The 16,004-nt window shown below is 58.7% G+C and carries 18 protein-coding genes; 8 read left to right on the forward strand and 10 right to left on the reverse strand.

The window, feature by feature from the left end:
- Positions 1-48 precede the first annotated feature (48 nt).
- From ACR0A2_RS17345 to mdh, 9 genes are all read right to left on the reverse strand, one after another.
- Positions 49-318, reverse strand: a complete 270-nt coding sequence (locus tag ACR0A2_RS17345) for a hypothetical protein (protein WP_152456823.1) — start codon at positions 316-318, stop codon at positions 49-51.
- 2 nt (positions 319-320) lie between these two features.
- Complete coding sequence (gene odhB / locus ACR0A2_RS17350; protein WP_171726809.1) at positions 321-1,835, reverse strand: 2-oxoglutarate dehydrogenase complex dihydrolipoyllysine-residue succinyltransferase; 1,515 nt, start codon at positions 1,833-1,835, stop codon at positions 321-323.
- Positions 1,836-1,838: 3 nt separating this feature from the next.
- A complete protein-coding gene (locus ACR0A2_RS17355; protein WP_480836380.1) occupies positions 1,839-4,796 on the reverse strand; it encodes a 2-oxoglutarate dehydrogenase E1 component in 2,958 nt (985 codons plus the stop codon).
- Positions 4,793-5,335, reverse strand: coding sequence for a DUF805 domain-containing protein (locus tag ACR0A2_RS17360; RefSeq protein WP_480446785.1), 543 nt, complete (start codon positions 5,333-5,335; stop codon positions 4,793-4,795). Before ACR0A2_RS17360 ends, ACR0A2_RS17355 begins: the two co-directional genes overlap by 4 nt.
- Positions 5,332-5,829: a DUF805 domain-containing protein gene (locus tag ACR0A2_RS17365; RefSeq protein WP_480836382.1), complete on the reverse strand. Its 498-nt coding sequence runs from the start codon at positions 5,827-5,829 to the stop codon at positions 5,332-5,334. Before ACR0A2_RS17365 ends, ACR0A2_RS17360 begins: the two co-directional genes overlap by 4 nt.
- Positions 5,830-5,945: 116 nt before the next feature.
- A complete protein-coding gene (gene sucD / locus ACR0A2_RS17370; protein WP_480836384.1) occupies positions 5,946-6,827 on the reverse strand; it encodes a succinate--CoA ligase subunit alpha in 882 nt (293 codons plus the stop codon).
- Positions 6,828-6,840: 13 nt separating this feature from the next.
- Positions 6,841-7,668: a glycosyltransferase family 25 protein gene (locus ACR0A2_RS17375; RefSeq protein ID WP_480836386.1), complete on the reverse strand. Its 828-nt coding sequence runs from the start codon at positions 7,666-7,668 to the stop codon at positions 6,841-6,843.
- Between the two features lie 97 nt (positions 7,669-7,765).
- Complete coding sequence (gene sucC / locus ACR0A2_RS17380) at positions 7,766-8,959, reverse strand: ADP-forming succinate--CoA ligase subunit beta (RefSeq protein WP_224854542.1); 1,194 nt, start codon at positions 8,957-8,959, stop codon at positions 7,766-7,768.
- A 309-nt stretch (positions 8,960-9,268) separates the two neighbouring features.
- Entirely contained in the window at positions 9,269-10,231 is a 963-nt protein-coding gene (mdh, locus tag ACR0A2_RS17385; RefSeq protein WP_480836389.1) for a malate dehydrogenase, read from the reverse strand.
- Between the two features lie 167 nt (positions 10,232-10,398).
- On the opposite strand from mdh, the gene ACR0A2_RS17390 reads away from it, so the two are divergent.
- Positions 10,399-11,154: a sulfite exporter TauE/SafE family protein gene (locus ACR0A2_RS17390; RefSeq protein ID WP_171206048.1), complete on the forward strand. Its 756-nt coding sequence runs from the start codon at positions 10,399-10,401 to the stop codon at positions 11,152-11,154.
- On the opposite strand, the gene ACR0A2_RS17395 is transcribed toward ACR0A2_RS17390, so the two are convergent.
- Positions 11,155-11,460, reverse strand: a complete 306-nt coding sequence (locus ACR0A2_RS17395; protein WP_480836391.1) for a hypothetical protein — start codon at positions 11,458-11,460, stop codon at positions 11,155-11,157.
- 170 nt (positions 11,461-11,630) lie between these two features.
- Here ACR0A2_RS17395 and ACR0A2_RS17400 point away from each other — a divergent pair, with 170 nt between their 5' ends.
- The 7 genes from ACR0A2_RS17400 to sdhD all read left to right on the forward strand — a co-directional run bounded on the left by ACR0A2_RS17400 (position 11,631) and on the right by sdhD (position 15,999).
- The gene (locus ACR0A2_RS17400; protein WP_171119698.1) at positions 11,631-12,488 is read left to right on the forward strand and encodes an HpcH/HpaI aldolase/citrate lyase family protein; all 858 of its coding nucleotides are present in this window, start codon (positions 11,631-11,633) and stop codon (positions 12,486-12,488) included.
- 6 nt (positions 12,489-12,494) lie between these two features.
- Positions 12,495-13,049, forward strand: coding sequence for an NnrU family protein (locus ACR0A2_RS17405; RefSeq protein WP_480836393.1), 555 nt, complete (start codon positions 12,495-12,497; stop codon positions 13,047-13,049).
- A 12-nt stretch (positions 13,050-13,061) separates the two neighbouring features.
- A complete protein-coding gene (locus ACR0A2_RS17410; protein ID WP_152456835.1) occupies positions 13,062-13,268 on the forward strand; it encodes a DUF1737 domain-containing protein in 207 nt (68 codons plus the stop codon).
- Complete coding sequence (locus ACR0A2_RS17415) at positions 13,268-14,296, forward strand: MaoC family dehydratase (protein WP_480836395.1); 1,029 nt, start codon at positions 13,268-13,270, stop codon at positions 14,294-14,296. The genes ACR0A2_RS17410 and ACR0A2_RS17415 overlap by 1 nt, the downstream gene beginning before the upstream one ends.
- Before the next feature lie 54 nt (positions 14,297-14,350).
- On the forward strand, positions 14,351-15,013 hold the full coding sequence (locus tag ACR0A2_RS17420) for a DUF1194 domain-containing protein (RefSeq protein ID WP_171119696.1): 663 nt from the start codon (positions 14,351-14,353) through the stop codon (positions 15,011-15,013).
- A gap of 214 nt (positions 15,014-15,227) precedes the next feature.
- Positions 15,228-15,614, forward strand: coding sequence for a succinate dehydrogenase, cytochrome b556 subunit (gene sdhC, locus ACR0A2_RS17425; protein WP_152456838.1), 387 nt, complete (start codon positions 15,228-15,230; stop codon positions 15,612-15,614).
- Between the two features lie 13 nt (positions 15,615-15,627).
- Positions 15,628-15,999 carry a succinate dehydrogenase, hydrophobic membrane anchor protein gene (gene sdhD, locus ACR0A2_RS17430; protein ID WP_480836397.1) on the forward strand — a complete coding sequence of 124 codons (372 nt, stop codon included), beginning with the start codon at positions 15,628-15,630 and terminating at the stop codon, positions 15,997-15,999.
- The last annotated feature ends 5 nt before the right edge of the window (positions 16,000-16,004 follow it).

Consider the following 16,004-nt stretch of genomic DNA (forward strand, 5'->3'; position numbering starts at 1 on the left):
GATCCGGCGCTTTCCCGACCCGATCTGGCGGGTCGGTAATATCTATTGTCAAACGGGTTCCAGCAGCTTGATTGAGATATGCGCAATGCCGCCGCGTTCATGGTGCATTGCCAATTCCTCGGATCCGAAAAACGCCTTGGCCTTGTCCAGGTTGATCACCTCGAACATCGCGATTGCATGGTCCTTCTGATCGGGATCGCGCCAGACATGCAGGTCGCGGATACCCGCGGCCTTGCGCATCGGCTTGTCCTCGCGGAACACTTTCAGCCAGGCGTCGAAATCGGCCACATCGGCCTGCCAGAGTACATGTGTCGCCATGGTTACAGATCCATCAGCAGGCGGCGCGGATCTTCAAGCGCCTCTTTCACGCGAACCAGGAAGGTTACCGCGCCCTTGCCGTCAACAATGCGGTGGTCATAGGACAGGGCCAGATACATCATCGGGCGGATCTTGATCTCGCCATTGATGACCATCGGGCGTTCCTGGATCTTGTGCATGCCCAGAATGCCCGATTGCGGGGGGTTCAGGATCGGCGAGGACATCAGAGAGCCGTAGACGCCACCGTTCGAGATTGTGAAGGTACCGCCCTGCATCTCGGCCATCGAAAGTTTGCCATCGCGGGCGCGCTTGCCCTTTTCGGCGATGGCTTTTTCGATGGCTGCAAAGGACATGCTGTCCGCGTCGCGAATGACCGGAACCACCAGACCCTGCGGCGTGCCGGCCGCAACGCCCATGTGAACGAAGTTCTTGTAGACGATGTCGGTGCCATCGATTTCGGCATTGACCTCGGGCACTTCTTTCAGGGCATGGCAGCAGGCCTTGGTGAAGAAGGACATGAAGCCCAGGCGCACACCGTGCTTCTTCTCGAACTGGTCTTTGTACTGATTGCGCAGGGCCATGACCTCGGTCATGTCCACCTCGTTATAGGTGGTCAGGATCGCGGCGGTGTTCTGCGCATCCTTCAGGCGCTTGGCGATGGTCTGACGCAGACGGGTCATCCGTACACGCTCTTCGCGGGCTTCATCTTCGGCAGCAACCGGTGCGCGCGGAACCTGAGCAACGGGCGCCGGCGCAGCCGCCGCAGGTGCGGGGGCCGAAGCAGCCGCAACCGCCTTGGCTACATCTTCCTTCATGATGCGACCATCGCGACCGGTGCCGGTAACCTGATCGGCTGATAACCCGGCTTCGGCCATCGCCTTTTCGGCAGACGGCGCATTTGCAACATCCTTGCCGGTGCTTGCCGCAGCAGGAGCCGCCGCAGCAGCAGCCGGTGCAGGGGCTGCGCCTGCGGCCGCGCCCGAGATGACGGCTAGCTTTGCGGTTGCATCAACGGTTGCACCTTCCGGCGCGACGATTTCCGCCAGAACACCCGCAGCCGGCGCGGGTACCTCGACCGAGACTTTGTCGGTTTCCAACTCACACAGCATCTCGTCCTGCGCGACGCTGTCGCCAACTTGCTTGAACCAGGTTGAAACAGTCGCCTCTGTCACGGATTCGCCAAGCGTGGGCACCATCACGTCAACCGACCCGCCCGATGCAGAGGGTGCGGCCTCGGGGGTTGCTGCGGCTGTCGCCGGGGCAGGCGCGGCCGCACCTTCACCGGCAGCAATCGTCGCCAGCAGAGCATCGACACCAACCGTGTCGCCTTCGGCGGCCACAATCTCACCCATCACGCCAGCTGAGGGAGAGGGCACTTCGACCGTCACCTTGTCAGTCTCCAGCTCACACAGCATCTCATCCACGGCGACTGCATCACCGGGCTTTTTGAACCATGTTGCAACAGTGGCTTCGGTGACCGACTCGCCAAGCGTGGGAACACGAACTTCAATCGTCATCGCTTATTTTCCTTCGAGGCTCAGCGCTTCGTTAACCAGCGCTTCTTGTTGGGCTTTGTGTTGGCTGGCCAGGCCCGTCGCGGGCGAGGCCGAGGTTGCGCGACCGACATAAGCCGGACGGGTATGTTTCGCGCCGATCCGGGAAAGAACCCATTCGATATTGGGTTCAATAAAGGTCCACGCACCTTGGTTTTTGGGCTCTTCCTGACACCAGACCATTTCGGCATTCTTGAACCGTTCAAGCTCGTTGATCAGAGAATGCGCCGGGAAGGGATAGAACTGTTCGATCCGCATCAGATAAATGTCGTCGATGCCGCGAGCATCGCGTTCCTCCAGCAGGTCGAAATAGACTTTACCGGAACACATCACCACGCGTTTGATCTTGTCATCCGCCACCAGCTTGGTGTCGGAATTGCCCTTCTGGGCATCATCCCACAGTACCCTGTGGAAGCTGGATCCGGTGGTGAAATCCTCGGCGGTGCTGACTGCCAGCTTGTGGCGCAGCAGTGATTTCGGCGTCACCAAGATCAGCGGCTTGCGGAATGTCCGGTGCAGTTGGCGGCGCAGGATGTGGAAATAGTTCGCAGGCGTCGTGCAGTTCGCCACGATCCAGTTGTCCTGACCGCACATTTGCAGGAACCGCTCCAGCCTTGCCGACGAATGCTCGGGGCCTTGCCCCTCGAACCCGTGCGGCAGCAGACAGACCAGGCCGGACATCCGCAGCCATTTCGATTCACCCGAACTAATGAATTGGTCGAACATGATCTGCGCGCCGTTGGCGAAGTCCCCGAACTGGGCTTCCCACAGAACCAGTGCATTAGGTTCGGCCAGTGAGTATCCGTATTCGAACCCGAGCACTGCATATTCGGACAGCATCGAGTCGATCACTTCGTAATGCGACTGACCAGCGCGAATGTTGTTCAGCGGGTAATACCGTTCTTCGGTTTCCTGATGAACGAATCCGGAATGGCGTTGGCTGAAGGTGCCGCGCGTGGCGTCCTGACCTGCAAGGCGTACCGGGTAGCCCTCGGTCAGCAGGGATCCGAAGGCCAGCGCCTCACCAGTGGCCCAGTCAAAGCCTTTACCGGTTTCAAACATCTGTTTCTTGTGCTCAAGCAGACGACCAACCGTCTTGTGCATGGCAAATCCGCTTGGTGCGCGGGTAAGGGCATCACCGATTTCGGCCATGGTTTCCGGCGTGATCGCCGTCTCGCCGCGCATGTATTCGTCTTTGTTCTTGTCAAGATGCGACCAGCGCCCATCTAGCCAATCGGCCTTGTTAGGTTTATAGACCTTACCGGCCTCGAATTCGTCGTTCAGATGGGCCTGGAAGGCCGCTTTCATATCCTCGATCTCACCTTCGGGGATCAGGCCATCCTTGACCAGACGTTCCGTGTACAGAGAAAGCGTGGTCTTATGCGTCTTGATCTTCTTGTACATGATCGGGTTGGTGAACATGGGCTCGTCGCCCTCGTTGTGACCAAACCGGCGATAGCAGAAGATATCCAGAACCACGTCCTTGTGGAATTTCTGGCGGAACTCGGTGGCCACCTTGGCTGCATGAACAACCGCCTCGGGGTCATCCCCGTTCACGTGGAAGATCGGCGCCTCGACCATCAGCGCGATATCCGTTGGATACGGGCTGGAGCGTGAGAAATGCGGCGCGGTGGTAAAGCCGATCTGGTTGTTCACCACGATATGCATTGTCCCGCCGGTGCGATGCCCGCGCAGACCGCTCAGGCCAAAACCTTCGGCCACGACGCCCTGTCCGGCAAAGGCCGCATCCCCGTGCAGCAGAATGGCCATGACCTTGGTGCGGTCCGTGTCGCCCAACTGATCCTGCTTGGCGCGGACCTTGCCCAGAACCACAGGGTTCACCGCCTCAAGATGCGACGGGTTCGCCGTCAGCGACAGGTGCACGCTGTTGCCATCAAACTCGCGGTCGCTGGAAGCACCCAGATGGTATTTCACGTCGCCCGAGCCATCCACGTCTTCGGGTTTGAAACTGCCGCCCTGAAATTCGTTGAAAATGGCGCGGTACGGTTTGCCCATCACATTGGCCAGAATGTTCAAACGGCCCCGGTGCGGCATCCCGATCACGATATCGCTGAGCCCGAGCGCGCCACCACGTTTGATGATCTGCTCCATCGCCGGAATGAGCGCCTCACCGCCATCGAGACCAAAGCGCTTGGTGCCCATGTACTTGACGTGCAGGAATTTCTCAAAACCTTCGGCCTCGACCATCTTGTTCAGGATGGCTTTGCGGCCTTCCTTGGTGAACTGGATTTCCTTGCCATAGCCCTCAATCCGCTCTTTCAACCATGCAGCCTCTTCCGGGTTCGAGATATGCATGTATTGCAGCGCAAAAGTACCGCAATAGGTTCGCTTCACGATCTCGACGATCTGCCGCATCGAGGCGACCTGAAGTCCCAGAACGTTGTCGATAAAGATCGGTCTATCCATATCGGCATCGGTGAAGCCGTAGGTTTTGGGGTCCAGTTCCGGATGATTGCTGGCCGCGCGCATGCCAAGGGGGTCAAGGTTGGCGGCCAGATGGCCCCGGATCCGATAGGCCCGGATCAGCATAAGCGCCCGCAGACTGTCCAGCACCGCGCGTTTGATCTGGTCATCGCTGACTTCGACACCTTTGTCGGCGGCCTTTTCCTTGATCTTCTTGCCTGCGGCCTTGGCGTCAATCTCGGCCCACTCGCCGGTCAACGCACCGGTCAGATCATCCGCTGGCATGGGCGGCCAGTCCGTGCGCGCCCACGAAGGCCCTTCGGCCTCGCGCTGCACATCAGGCGCGGCGTCACCCATGGCCTTGAAGAACTCGACCCAGGCAGCGTCTACCGCACCGGGGTTCTTGGTGTACTGCGCATAAAGCTGTTCCAGGTATTCGGCGTTATGCCCCTGCATGAAGCTCGAGGCATGAAAGGCAGTATTGGGCGAGTGTTCGGTCATTGGGCTACCTCATGTGGGTTGGGACCGTATTGATTGGTGCCTGGTTGACTGGGGCGGGTCAGCCACCACAGCACCAGGAGGGGCGACACCACCAGAACGATAAGTGTCGGGATGACGATCAGCAATGTTGCGCGGGTAAACAAAATGTCGAGCGTTCCGCCATGCTGGAAACTCGAGGCGATCCCGATACCAAAGATCAGGACGGCAAAGGCCCCAAGGACCAGCAGGATCGGCAGCAGAGCGTACAGCCCACTGCGCCCGGTATCGTGCATCCGCCGCCACGCAACGGCCAGATGCGGGAAGAAGACGATCAGGCCGACGATGCTCTGCACCGGAGCCGAGGACGTTGCGGTGACAGATTTCACCTCATCGCTTTCGGTGATCGCGACCTGAGTGAAGAACTGCCAGTCGATGATGCCGGCGATGATGTTCCAAATCACGATGAACAGGAAAAAGAACCAGTATTCGGGCCGCGAGGCACGACCTGACAAGGTGAAAAACTTGGAGAAACAGGTGCGTATGGCGTCGGAGAAGGTCATGCGAAGCCCTCTTCACGCGGCACCCCAAATCGATTTTTGTCTGGGTCGGAAGCAACCAGCATCAACCCGATAACATTGGACGCAACCAGCGCGCTTGTCACTATCGCGTTTAGGAACACTGGAACAAAAAGAAAGATGACCAGAAGAAACAGGAGAATCGGTCCGCCGATCAGCAACCCGAAGCCAAGAAAGACCTGATACCCCAGCCAAACGATAAATACTGTTGCGAACGGATAGAGCGCTTGATGCCCATCTTCGCCAGTATCCTGCAGCCGTCTGCACATTGCCGAAAGCAGGGGCAAAGACGCGGCGGTGATCACCAAAAGCCTCGAGGTGCCCCAGTTTACGAGAACGCTCCAGTCAAACAGTAATGCGGCGGAGATCGGCAAAACAATTGCAATAGGGGCAAACCACCAAAACTCAGAACGCGACGCTCTGCCCGAAAAGACAAATGTCTTTCGGATGCCGGTCGATATGGCTTGCTTTGGTCCCATCGTTACTGTTCCGCCCGGAATTGCCAAAGGCAAACTTCAGGATTGATGGGCGGGCGCGTCTCGCCCACCCCCGAGCCGGGCGTTGCCCCAAAAGCATATGCCCGGTTCTTGGTCACTTACCCAATCGCTTCCAGCACGGCTTCGCCCAGCTGCGCCGGGCTTTCGGCCACGACGATACCGGCCGAGCGCATGGCTTCGATCTTGTCTTCGGCGCCGCCTTTGCCACCGGCGACAATCGCGCCTGCGTGGCCCATACGGCGGCCTGGAGGGGCTGTGCGGCCTGCGATGAAACCGGCGGTCGGCTTTTTGCGGCCCTTCTTGGCCTCATCCGCCAGGAACTGCGCAGCTTCTTCCTCGGCCGAGCCACCGATCTCACCGATCATGATGATCGACTCGGTCTCGTCATCGGCCAGGAACCATTCCAGCACATCGATATGCTCGGTGCCTTTGATCGGGTCGCCGCCGATACCCACGCAGGTGGACTGGCCCAGACCCACATCGGTGGTCTGCTTGACGGCCTCATAGGTCAGGGTGCCCGAGCGGGACACAACGCCGACCGAGCCGCGCTTGTGGATATGGCCGGGCATGATGCCGATCTTGCAGGCGTCGGGTGTAATCACACCGGGGCAGTTCGGGCCGATCAGGCGGGATTTGCTGCCTTCCAGCGCGCGCTTCACCTTCATCATGTCCAGCACCGGGATGCCTTCGGTGATGCAGACGATCACTTCCATCTCGGCATCAATCGATTCGAGGATCGAATCCGCAGCAAACGGCGGCGGCACATAGATCACGCTGGCATTGGCTTCGGTCACGTGCTTGGCCTCGTGGACCGAGTTGAACACGGGCAGGCCCAGATGCTCCATCCCGCCTTTGCCGGGGGTGACGCCGCCGACCATCTTGGTGCCATAGGCAATGGCCTGTTCGCTGTGGAATGTACCCTGCGAGCCGGTAAAGCCCTGACAGATCACTTTGGTGTTTTCGTCGATGAGGACTGCCATTTTGTCCCTTTCTCTAGGCGGTGTTGGATTGATTGGGTTCAGTCGCCGGCAGAACCTGCGGCGCATAGGTAATTTTCTCGAGCGTGGCACGTCCCAGGGCCAGGTTGGCCGTCGTACGCAGGCCGCTGCTGATTTCAGCGATGCCACGCCTTACTTTTTGCCGGATCAGAGGCCAGCCTGTTGGTCGCGCGCGCGGTGCCCCCATATTGTATTCGCCGGGCGCCTCGTTGCCCTGTTCGACCATGGCTGGGATCACCTGGTAGATGTTGATCTGACGCGCCGCCGGCGATGCGGAAGGGTTGAACAACAAACCATCCAGCGTAATGTCAAAGGGTTTCTGGGCCAGGAAGTGCCGGGCCGCTTCGCGTGTCAGCGCATAAGCTGCACCACCGGGATGGCGCGAACGCATCAGGCGCAGTTCCCGCCCCAAATGGGACAACCGCTTGCGTCCAAGTGCCACGTAAAGCTTCGTGCTGCGCCAGCGTTCGAACCGCACGATGTCGGCATCCTCTGGCCACCATGATGCATCATTCAACCAGTCTGCCAATTCCGGTGTCAGAAACACATCATCCTCAAGGATCAAGGCCTGTTCCGCCCCCGAAGCGATCAGCGCCTCCCACGCTTTGGCATGGCTGAGGGTGCAGGCCATGTCCTTGGTATGGAAATAGCCCCACGGCCCCTCGGCCCGGCATTCGCGCAGGAAATCTTCACGGGTGGCGGCGTCGCAATCAACTGCATTGACGCGGGTCGCCGACAGGCCTGCCTTTTGCAGTTCCTGCTCCATCAAACGCGCCCGCCCTGTGGCGCGTTCAAGACCTATGAGGAAGATGGGGATGGTCATCAGATCGATTGCTTCTTTCGGCCTTGCGCGGCAATGTTATTCAGCTTGGTTTTGGCCGCGATGGGGCGGGCCCGAGGCCAGCCCCACTTGAACAAGCTTACCCCTTGACCGCCTTCACGATCTTCTCGGCACCGTCTTTCAGGTTGTCCGCCGCGATCACGTCGAGGCCAGAGGTGTTGATGATCTCTTTGCCCTTCTCGACATTTGTGCCTTCCAGACGCACGACCAGCGGCACTTTCAGGCCGACTTCTTTCACCGCGGCGACAACGCCCTCGGCGATGACGTCGCAGCGCATGATGCCGCCGAAGATGTTGACCAGAATGCCTTTGACCTGCGGATCGCTGGTGATGATCTTAAACGCTTCGGTCACTTTCTCTTTGGTGGCGCCGCCACCCACGTCGAGGAAGTTGGCAGGCTCGGCACCATAAAGCTTGATGATGTCCATCGTTGCCATCGCCAGACCGGCACCGTTGACCATGCAACCGATCTCACCATCCAGCGCGATATAGTTCAGGTCGTATTTCGACGCTTCCAGTTCCTTGGGGTCTTCCTCGGTCGTGTCGCGCAGTTCGGCAATATCCGGGTGGCGGTAGACCGCGTTGCCGTCAAAGCCGACCTTGGCGTCCAGCACCTTGAGATCGCCGCTGTCCGAGACGATCAGCGGGTTGATCTCCAGCATCTCCATGTCCTTCTCGACGAAGGCTTGATAGAGCTGGCTCATCAGTTTGACGCATTGCTTGACCTGCGCGCCTTCCAGACCCAGCGAGAAGGCGATCCGGCGGCCATGATAAGGCATGTAACCGGTGGCCGGATCGACCGAGAAGGACAGGATTTTCTCGGGCGTCGCGGCGGCCACTTCTTCGATGTCCATGCCGCCCTCGGTCGAACAGACGAAGGAAATGCGGCTGGTCTGGCGGTCCACCAGCAAGGCCAGGTACAGTTCACGCTCGATGCCCGAGCCTGCTTCGATATAGATGCGGTTGACCTGCTTGCCTGCCGGACCGGTCTGATGCGTGACCAGTGTACGGCCCAGCATCTTTTTGGCTTCTTCAGCGGCTTCTTCAACCGATTTGGTCAGACGAACACCGCCTTTTTCACCGGCGTCGGCCTCTTTGAACGAACCCTTGCCGCGACCACCTGCGTGGATCTGCGCTTTGACAACCCAAAGCGGGCCGTCCAGCTCACCTGCTGCGGTTTTGGCTTCTTCGGCGCGCAACACGGCGCGACCATCGGACACCGGTGCGCCATAGCTGCGAAGGAGGGCTTTGGCCTGATATTCGTGAATGTTCATCGAAACTGTCCCGTCTGACTGCGTTTAATCGTTATAGGGGTGTCTAGCGGGCAAGTTTAAAGGGTTTTTTGATGCTCGATGGGTTTTTAGCGAAGATTTTTAACATTTGTGATCACGGGTTTTTAGGGTGTGATCACAAAATTTCTGATGCGGCAAAACGATTCGAAAAAACTGCGCCGCGTCAGAAAATCACATTCGAAAAAAGGGATTTGCGGCGTTTGCGCCAACAATTGCGACCGGGACATGCGCGGACCAAAAGAAAACCGGCCCTGAAACGGGCCGGTCTGTTGTTCGGACTTCAGGACTGTTTTACGCCAGCGAGCTGTCGATGCCCTTGCACGCGTCGATCAGACCCTTCACGGCGTTCACCGAGTTGTCGAACCCTGCCTGCTCGTCTTCGTTCAGCTTGATGTCAACGATACGCTCGACGCCGCCAGCGCCGATGACGGTCGGAACACCGACATAGAGCCCGTCTACACCCAGTTCGCCGTTGCAGTAGGCCGCGCATGGCAGAACGCGTTTCTGGTCTTTCAGATAGGCTTCGGCCATTTCGATCGCCGACGTTGCAGGCGCGTAATAGGCCGAACCGGTTTTCAGCAGGCCAACGATTTCGGCGCCGCCGTCACGGGTACGCTGCACGATGGCGTCCAGTCTCTCTTGCGTGGTCCAGCCCATCTCGACCAGATCAGGCAGCGGAATGCCGGCAACGGTCGAGTAACGGACCGACGGTACCATGGTGTCGCCGTGGCCGCCCAGAACGAAGGCGGTGACGTCGCGCATCGAGACGTTGAACTCTTCCGACAGGAAGTGTGCAAAGCGCGCCGAGTCAAGCACCCCTGCCATGCCGCAGACCTTGTTGTGCGGCAGGCCCGAGAATTCGCGCAAGGCCCAGACCATCGCGTCCAGCGGGTTGGTGATGCAGATCACGAACGCGTCGGGTGCGTGGGCTGCGATGCCTTCACCAACCGACTTCATGACTTTCAGGTTGATGCCCAGCAGATCATCGCGGCTCATGCCCGGTTTGCGGGCCACGCCTGCGGTCACGATGCACACATCCGCGCCAGCGATATCGGCATAGTCGCTGGTGCCTTTCATCGAGGCGTCGAACCCTTCCGAAGGGCCGGATTCAGCGATGTCGAGCGCCTTGCCTTGAGGCAGCCCGTCTGCGATGTCAAACAGGACAACGTCACCCAGTTCTTTGACAGCTGCGAGATGTGCGAGCGTGCCGCCGATGTTCCCCGCGCCGATCAGCGCAATCTTGGGTCTGGCCATTTGGAATTTCTCCATATCCGGTCGGTATTGAAATCGCGGTTGTGCTAGTCGTTAAAACGTCAATAGGCAAGAGTTCTGCGACGTGGCATACAACCGCATACTGTTTGCAGGCCCTGCTTTGATTGCGCTAAACGGCCTTTGAGACAAGCCAAAACCGGGACCGTCGCATGTTCGAATTGAACTTGATGTTTTTTGCCGTGGCGATCCCTGCCGTGATCTTTGCCGGTATTTCAAAGGGCGGTTTCGGTTCCGGCGTGGCCTTTGCCTCGTCGTCGATTCTGGCCTTGATCCTGACGCCCGGGCAGGCTTTGGCCCTGATGCTGCCGATCTTGATGGTGATCGACGTGGCCACGTTAGGTCCCTATTGGAGGCGGTGGAGCTGGCCGGATTCCCGTCTGCTGATCCTTGGCGCCGTGCCCGGTGTGGCGATGGGTGCGTGGCTTTATCGTGCAACAGATGATAATCTGTTGCGTCTGCTGATCGGTGGCATCTCGGTCGGGTTCGTAATCTGGCACATCGCGCAGTCGAAAGGGTGGGTGCGCGGGTTTGCCAGGCGACTGCCGCCGTCTTCCGGTTTATTTGCCGGGCTGGTCGCGGGTTTCACAAGCTTCGTCAGCCACGCCGGTGGCCCCCCGGCAGCGGTCTATCTATTGTCGCAACGCCTGACGAAAACCGAATTTCAAGCCAGTACGGTACTGGTTTTCTGGGTGATCAATATCGCGAAATTCATACCTTATGCTTATCTGGGTATGTTCACTTGGCAGACGTTATGGGCGGATTTGCTGCTGGCACCCTTTGCGATCCTGGGGGCATGGCTGGGCGTCCGGGCACATTTCATGTTGTCCGAACGCCTGTTCTTCGGGCTTGCCTATGTGCTGCTGACACTCACCGGCAGCAAGCTGATCTGGGACGCGCTTACCTGATCAGGCATTGGGTCGCAGCGCCTCGGCCACCTCTTCAAAAGCCTGACCAGAAGCCACAAGGCAGGTGATCCCGTTGGGCAACGTCACCGTGATCGTCCAGCTGCCGGTTTCGTTCGAGGCAAAAAACTCCATGACGGCGCCTTTCCGGGCCAGCCCCAAACCCCTGCGCGTTTCACCATAGGCCTCGTGCAACCGTTCCAGCACAGCTTCTCTGGGCGCACAGTTTTGACCCTGAGCATGCACATGTTGCGCGGCCAGGACCATAATCCCAAGCCCCATTGTCATCTTGAACACCGTCTTTTGCATCCCGTACCCTTTTTGATTCCAACTGCCGATCAGGGTGGGTGGCAAGGGACGAAATCCGGTTAAGGGAACGCACGTTGCGTCGGGTTTGCTGCGGTGCGGCGATTTTGTGCTTGAACTTTCCTGCAAAAAATGTCCCATTCCGCGCAACTTTATTTCAATGGGAGTGGTCCATGGATCCTCGTCTGCGCCCCTATCGTTCGGTTCTCTACATTCCTGGCTCGAGGGACCGGGCCCTGGACAAGGCCCGTTCTTTGCCTGTGGATGCGATCATCTTCGATCTGGAAGATGCAGTTGCAGCGGACGAAAAAGAAAACGCTCGCGAAACGCTGAAAGGGGCCTTGGCCGCTGGGGGCTATGGTGCGCGGGTCAAGATCGTCCGGATCAATGGGTTGGACACCGAATGGGGGCGTGCCGATGCCGAGGCGGTGCGCGACATGGATGCCGATGTTGTCCTGTTGCCCAAGGTGAATTCGGCGGCTGACGTGGATGCTCTGGCGGCGATCACCGGAGAATTGCCGATCTGGGCCATGATGGAAACGCCGCGCGGAATGCTGAACGCTGCCGAGATCGCCGCGCATCCGCTGATGGCCGGGTTCGTGATGGGCACAAACGATCTGGCCAAAGAACTGCAAACCCGCTTTCGTCCCGATCGCCTGCCGATGATGACTTCGCTGGGTCTGTGCCTGCTGGCCGCCAAGGCCGAAGGGCTGATCATCATCGATGGCGTGTACAACGCGTTCAAGGATACCGAGGGTCTGGCCGCCGAGTGTGCGCAGGGCCGCGACATGGGCTTTGATGGCAAAACTCTGATCCATCCGGCCCAGGTCGATGTGGCCAACACGGCCTTCGCACCATCGGATGACGAGATCGATCTGGCCCGTCGCCAAATTTCGGCATTCGAAGAGACCGAAGCGCAAGGGCAGGGTGTTGCCGTCGTGGATGGCAAGATCGTTGAAAACCTGCACGTTGCAACGGCCCGTGAAATTCTGGCAAAAGCAGAGGCGATTTCAGCTTTGCAAGCGGGGTAAGCCAGCATGGGCTTTGTTCTTCTGATCTTGGGCGTGGCGCTGTGGTGGGCCGCGCATCTGTTCAAACGTGTGGCGCCTGAACGCCGCGCCGCGATGGGCGACGGGGGCAAGGGGGCGGTTGCCCTGGCGCTGGTCGCGTCGATCCTGCTGATGGTGTTCGGCTATCGCATGACCGACTTCATCTATGTCTGGGCACCGCCGACCTTTCTGATTCACGTCAATAATCTGTTGGTTCTGATCGCGATCTTCATGATGAGCCCCGCGGGCACCAAAGGCCGGGTGCTGAACAAGTTTCGCCATCCGATGCTGGGTGGTTTCAAGCTGTGGGCCTTTGCGCATTTGCTGGTGAACGGAGATCTGGCCTCGATCATCCTGTTCGGCGGTCTTCTGGCATGGGCCGTGGTCGAAGTTGTTGTGATCAACAAGGCCGAACCCGACTGGACGCCCGGTGAACCGGGAACCTATGGCAAGGATGCGATGTTCTTTGTGGCGTCGATCGTGCTGCTGGGGATTATTGGATATATCCACGGCCTGGTCGGTCCGTCTCCGTTTGGCTCATGAGGACCTAACCCCATGGCGAAACTCTATCGTTTGTTGACCGAAGAAGACACGTCGGCCTTCTGCCACAAGGTGTCAGATGCGCTGGCGAAGGGATGGGAGCTGTACGGCGACCCGTCCTATGCCTTTGACTCAGCCAACAATGTAATGCGGTGTGCGCAGGCTGTGACCAAAGAGGTCGAAGCCGACTATTCCCCCGACATGAAACTGGGACAGCAGTAATGGTAAAAACAAATCCGGGCCGATTTTTCGAGGATTATTCCGTAGGGCAGGTGTTGCAACACGCCGTGCCGCGCACAGTGACCGAGGGCGAACGCGGTTTGTATCACGCGCTTTATCCCGCGCGTCACGCGCTGTATTCCTCGGACGAATTTGCCCGGGATTGCGGTTTGCCGGAAAGTCCGCTTGATGATCTGGCGGCGTTTCATCTGGTTTTCGGTAAAACGGTTCCGGATGTCTCGTTGAACGCGGTAGCCAATCTTGGTTATGGCGAAGGCCGTTGGCTGAAACCCGTCTATGCCGGTGATACCCTGCGATCTGTGTCCGAGGTGATTGGCGTCAAACAGAATTCCAACGGGAAAACAGGTGTCGTCTGGGTCCGCACCCGTGGATTGAACCAATTGGACGAAGTCGTCATCGAATATGTCCGTTGGGTGATGGTGCGCAAGGCAGACGTGAATGCGCCAGCGCCCGAAACGGTTGTTCCAGAATTGAAGAAGGCCTTGACGCCCCAGGATCTGATCGTGCCCGAAGGTCTGGATTTCTCGAATTACGATTTCGCTTTGGCCGGTGAAGCGCATCGTTGGGGCGATTATGAAATCGGAGAGAAAATCGACCACGTGGACGGCGTCACCGTGGAAGAGGCCGAACACATGCTGGCCACGCGATTGTGGCAGAACACCGCCAAGGTGCATTTCGACCTGACGTTCCGCCCGGAAGGCAGGTTGATCTATGGCGGGCACGTGATCTCGATGGCGCGGACATTGTCGTTCAATGGGCTTGCGAACGCGCAGATGATTGTCGGCCTGAATGGCGGCGCGCATGCCAACCCGTGTTTCGCGGGCGACACGATCAAGGCCTGGTCCGAAGTTCTGGATAAGGCGGAAACCGGTGTTCCCGGCGTGGGTGCGATCCGCCTGCGTCTGGTGGCGACAAAGGGTAGTGATCCGTTCGAGTTGGAGAATGACGAGGGCCGGTATTTGCCGGATGTGCTTCTGGACCTCGACTATTGGGCGCTCATGCCGCAATAGGCGTGCTGACGGTATTGTGAGCCATTCGCGTGCAAGCCGTGCTAGGCTTGCACCATGCATATTCTGCGCGCGATATTGACCAGCGTTTGTCTGGCGCCGGCGGCTCAGGCCTGCGATCTGGCGCTGGCCCTGGCGGTTGACGTTTCCGGCTCGGTCGACGCCAGCGAGTTTCGTATCCAGATGGACGGGCTGGCCGCTGGTCTGCGCGACCCGATCGTGTCCGAGGCATTGGTTCGTGGTCAGGCTCAGTTGATGCTGGTGCAATGGACCGGGTCGTCGCGCCAGCAGGTCACGATCCCCTGGACCCGAGTCGACAATTTCGCGGCGCTGGATCGTTTTGCCGATCAGGTTGCCGAAGATCCACGCATCTGGCGGAACTTCTCGACCGCGATTGGCGAGGCGCTGCACACGACGCTGGACGCATTTGAGTCCGTTTCTGATTGCAAACGGCGACTGATCGATCTGTCGGGGGACGGCGTATCCAATGAAGGCGTCGAACCGACGCAAGTTCACGCGGCTTTGCGCAACCGCGGCATTGTCGTCAATGCGTTGGCCATCGAAGAAAGTGAACCGGACCTGACGGCCTATTTCTTTGAGAATGTCATCGTGGGTGAAGGCGCTTTTGTCGTTTCGGCCTCGGGCTTCGCGGACTACCCAGAGCGAATTCGCAAGAAACTGCTGCGCGAAGTGACGCAGCAAACGGCGGGCCTGAAATGACAGTCAGGAGATTCGTGATCACATGCCTTTGGTCTTGAAATCGCTAACATTGATGAAGGGGAATGTTAAATGTGATCACGACAATATTTTGTGTGATCACATACCGGAATAATCCGTCAAATTGCGCTGAATTTAGTGGTTTTTGCACCCGCAGCACGTGACAGTGTCGCAAAAAACAGTAAAACGTTCGGTAGCCAACCGAAAAGGAGCCGCCATGGCCGATGTAAATCGGGGCAACCGCCCACTTTCGCCGCACCTGTCGATCTATCGTCCACAGCTGACGTCGGTCACATCCATCCTGACACGCATCACCGGAAACGCGCTACTGCTGGCGGCGCTGCTGATCGTCTGGTGGTTTCTGGCCGCAGCAACGTCGCCCGAGGCCTTCGCCGTTGCGAACGGAGTGATTACTTCGGTGCTTGGCGATCTGGTGATGGCTCTGTCCGTATGGGGTCTTTGGTATCACACGCTGGCCGGTGTACGGCACCTGATCTGGGACAATGCTATTGGGCTGGACCTTCCCACAGCGACAAAGCTGGGCTGGGCCGTTGTCATCGGATCGGTCGTGCTGACCCTTCTGACCCTTGTCATCGTCGCGTGATTGGAGGCCTGACATGCGTTATCTGACCGACCGCAAACGCGCCGCTGGCCTCGGCTCGGCGAAATCCGGCACCGCTCATTTCTGGACGATGAAAGTCAGCTCGGTGGCTCTGCTGATCCTTGTGCCTTTGTTTGTTTTCACCTTCGGCCCGGTTCTGGGTCAGCCGTTTGACGTGGTACTTGAATACTACTCGCGGCCCTTCCCGGCCATCGTGGCAGCACTGACGCTGGCGGTTGGCTTCAAACACTTCGCAGACGGTGCGCAGGTGATGCTTGAAGACTATGTTCACGGCACGCTTGAGAAGGTCCTGATCATTCTGGTGACCTGCCTGTCCTACGGTGCGGCCGCGGCCGGCATCTTCGCCATCGCGCGCATTGCCCTTTAATTCCC

The sequence above is a fragment of the Ruegeria sp. H8 genome, from assembly GCF_056532905.1.

Coding starts and splice junctions, on each gene's coding strand:
- ACR0A2_RS17345 (WP_152456823.1), bottom strand. CDS start 318: ATGGCGACACATGTACTCTGGCAGGCCGATGTGGCCGATTTCGACGCC.
- odhB (WP_171726809.1), bottom strand. CDS start 1,835: ATGACGATTGAAGTTCGTGTTCCCACGCTTGGCGAGTCGGTCACCGAA.
- ACR0A2_RS17355 (WP_480836380.1), bottom strand. CDS start 4,796: ATGACCGAACACTCGCCCAATACTGCCTTTCATGCCTCGAGCTTCATG.
- ACR0A2_RS17360 (WP_480446785.1), bottom strand. CDS start 5,335: ATGACCTTCTCCGACGCCATACGCACCTGTTTCTCCAAGTTTTTCACC.
- ACR0A2_RS17365 (WP_480836382.1), bottom strand. CDS start 5,829: ATGGGACCAAAGCAAGCCATATCGACCGGCATCCGAAAGACATTTGTC.
- sucD (WP_480836384.1), bottom strand. CDS start 6,827: ATGGCAGTCCTCATCGACGAAAACACCAAAGTGATCTGTCAGGGCTTT.
- ACR0A2_RS17375 (WP_480836386.1), bottom strand. CDS start 7,668: ATGACCATCCCCATCTTCCTCATAGGTCTTGAACGCGCCACAGGGCGG.
- sucC (WP_224854542.1), bottom strand. CDS start 8,959: ATGAACATTCACGAATATCAGGCCAAAGCCCTCCTTCGCAGCTATGGC.
- mdh (WP_480836389.1), bottom strand. CDS start 10,231: ATGGCCAGACCCAAGATTGCGCTGATCGGCGCGGGGAACATCGGCGGC.
- ACR0A2_RS17390 (WP_171206048.1), top strand. CDS start 10,399: ATGTTCGAATTGAACTTGATGTTTTTTGCCGTGGCGATCCCTGCCGTG.
- ACR0A2_RS17395 (WP_480836391.1), bottom strand. CDS start 11,460: ATGCAAAAGACGGTGTTCAAGATGACAATGGGGCTTGGGATTATGGTC.
- ACR0A2_RS17400 (WP_171119698.1), top strand. CDS start 11,631: ATGGATCCTCGTCTGCGCCCCTATCGTTCGGTTCTCTACATTCCTGGC.
- ACR0A2_RS17405 (WP_480836393.1), top strand. CDS start 12,495: ATGGGCTTTGTTCTTCTGATCTTGGGCGTGGCGCTGTGGTGGGCCGCG.
- ACR0A2_RS17410 (WP_152456835.1), top strand. CDS start 13,062: ATGGCGAAACTCTATCGTTTGTTGACCGAAGAAGACACGTCGGCCTTC.
- ACR0A2_RS17415 (WP_480836395.1), top strand. CDS start 13,268: ATGGTAAAAACAAATCCGGGCCGATTTTTCGAGGATTATTCCGTAGGG.
- ACR0A2_RS17420 (WP_171119696.1), top strand. CDS start 14,351: ATGCATATTCTGCGCGCGATATTGACCAGCGTTTGTCTGGCGCCGGCG.
- sdhC (WP_152456838.1), top strand. CDS start 15,228: ATGGCCGATGTAAATCGGGGCAACCGCCCACTTTCGCCGCACCTGTCG.
- sdhD (WP_480836397.1), top strand. CDS start 15,628: ATGCGTTATCTGACCGACCGCAAACGCGCCGCTGGCCTCGGCTCGGCG.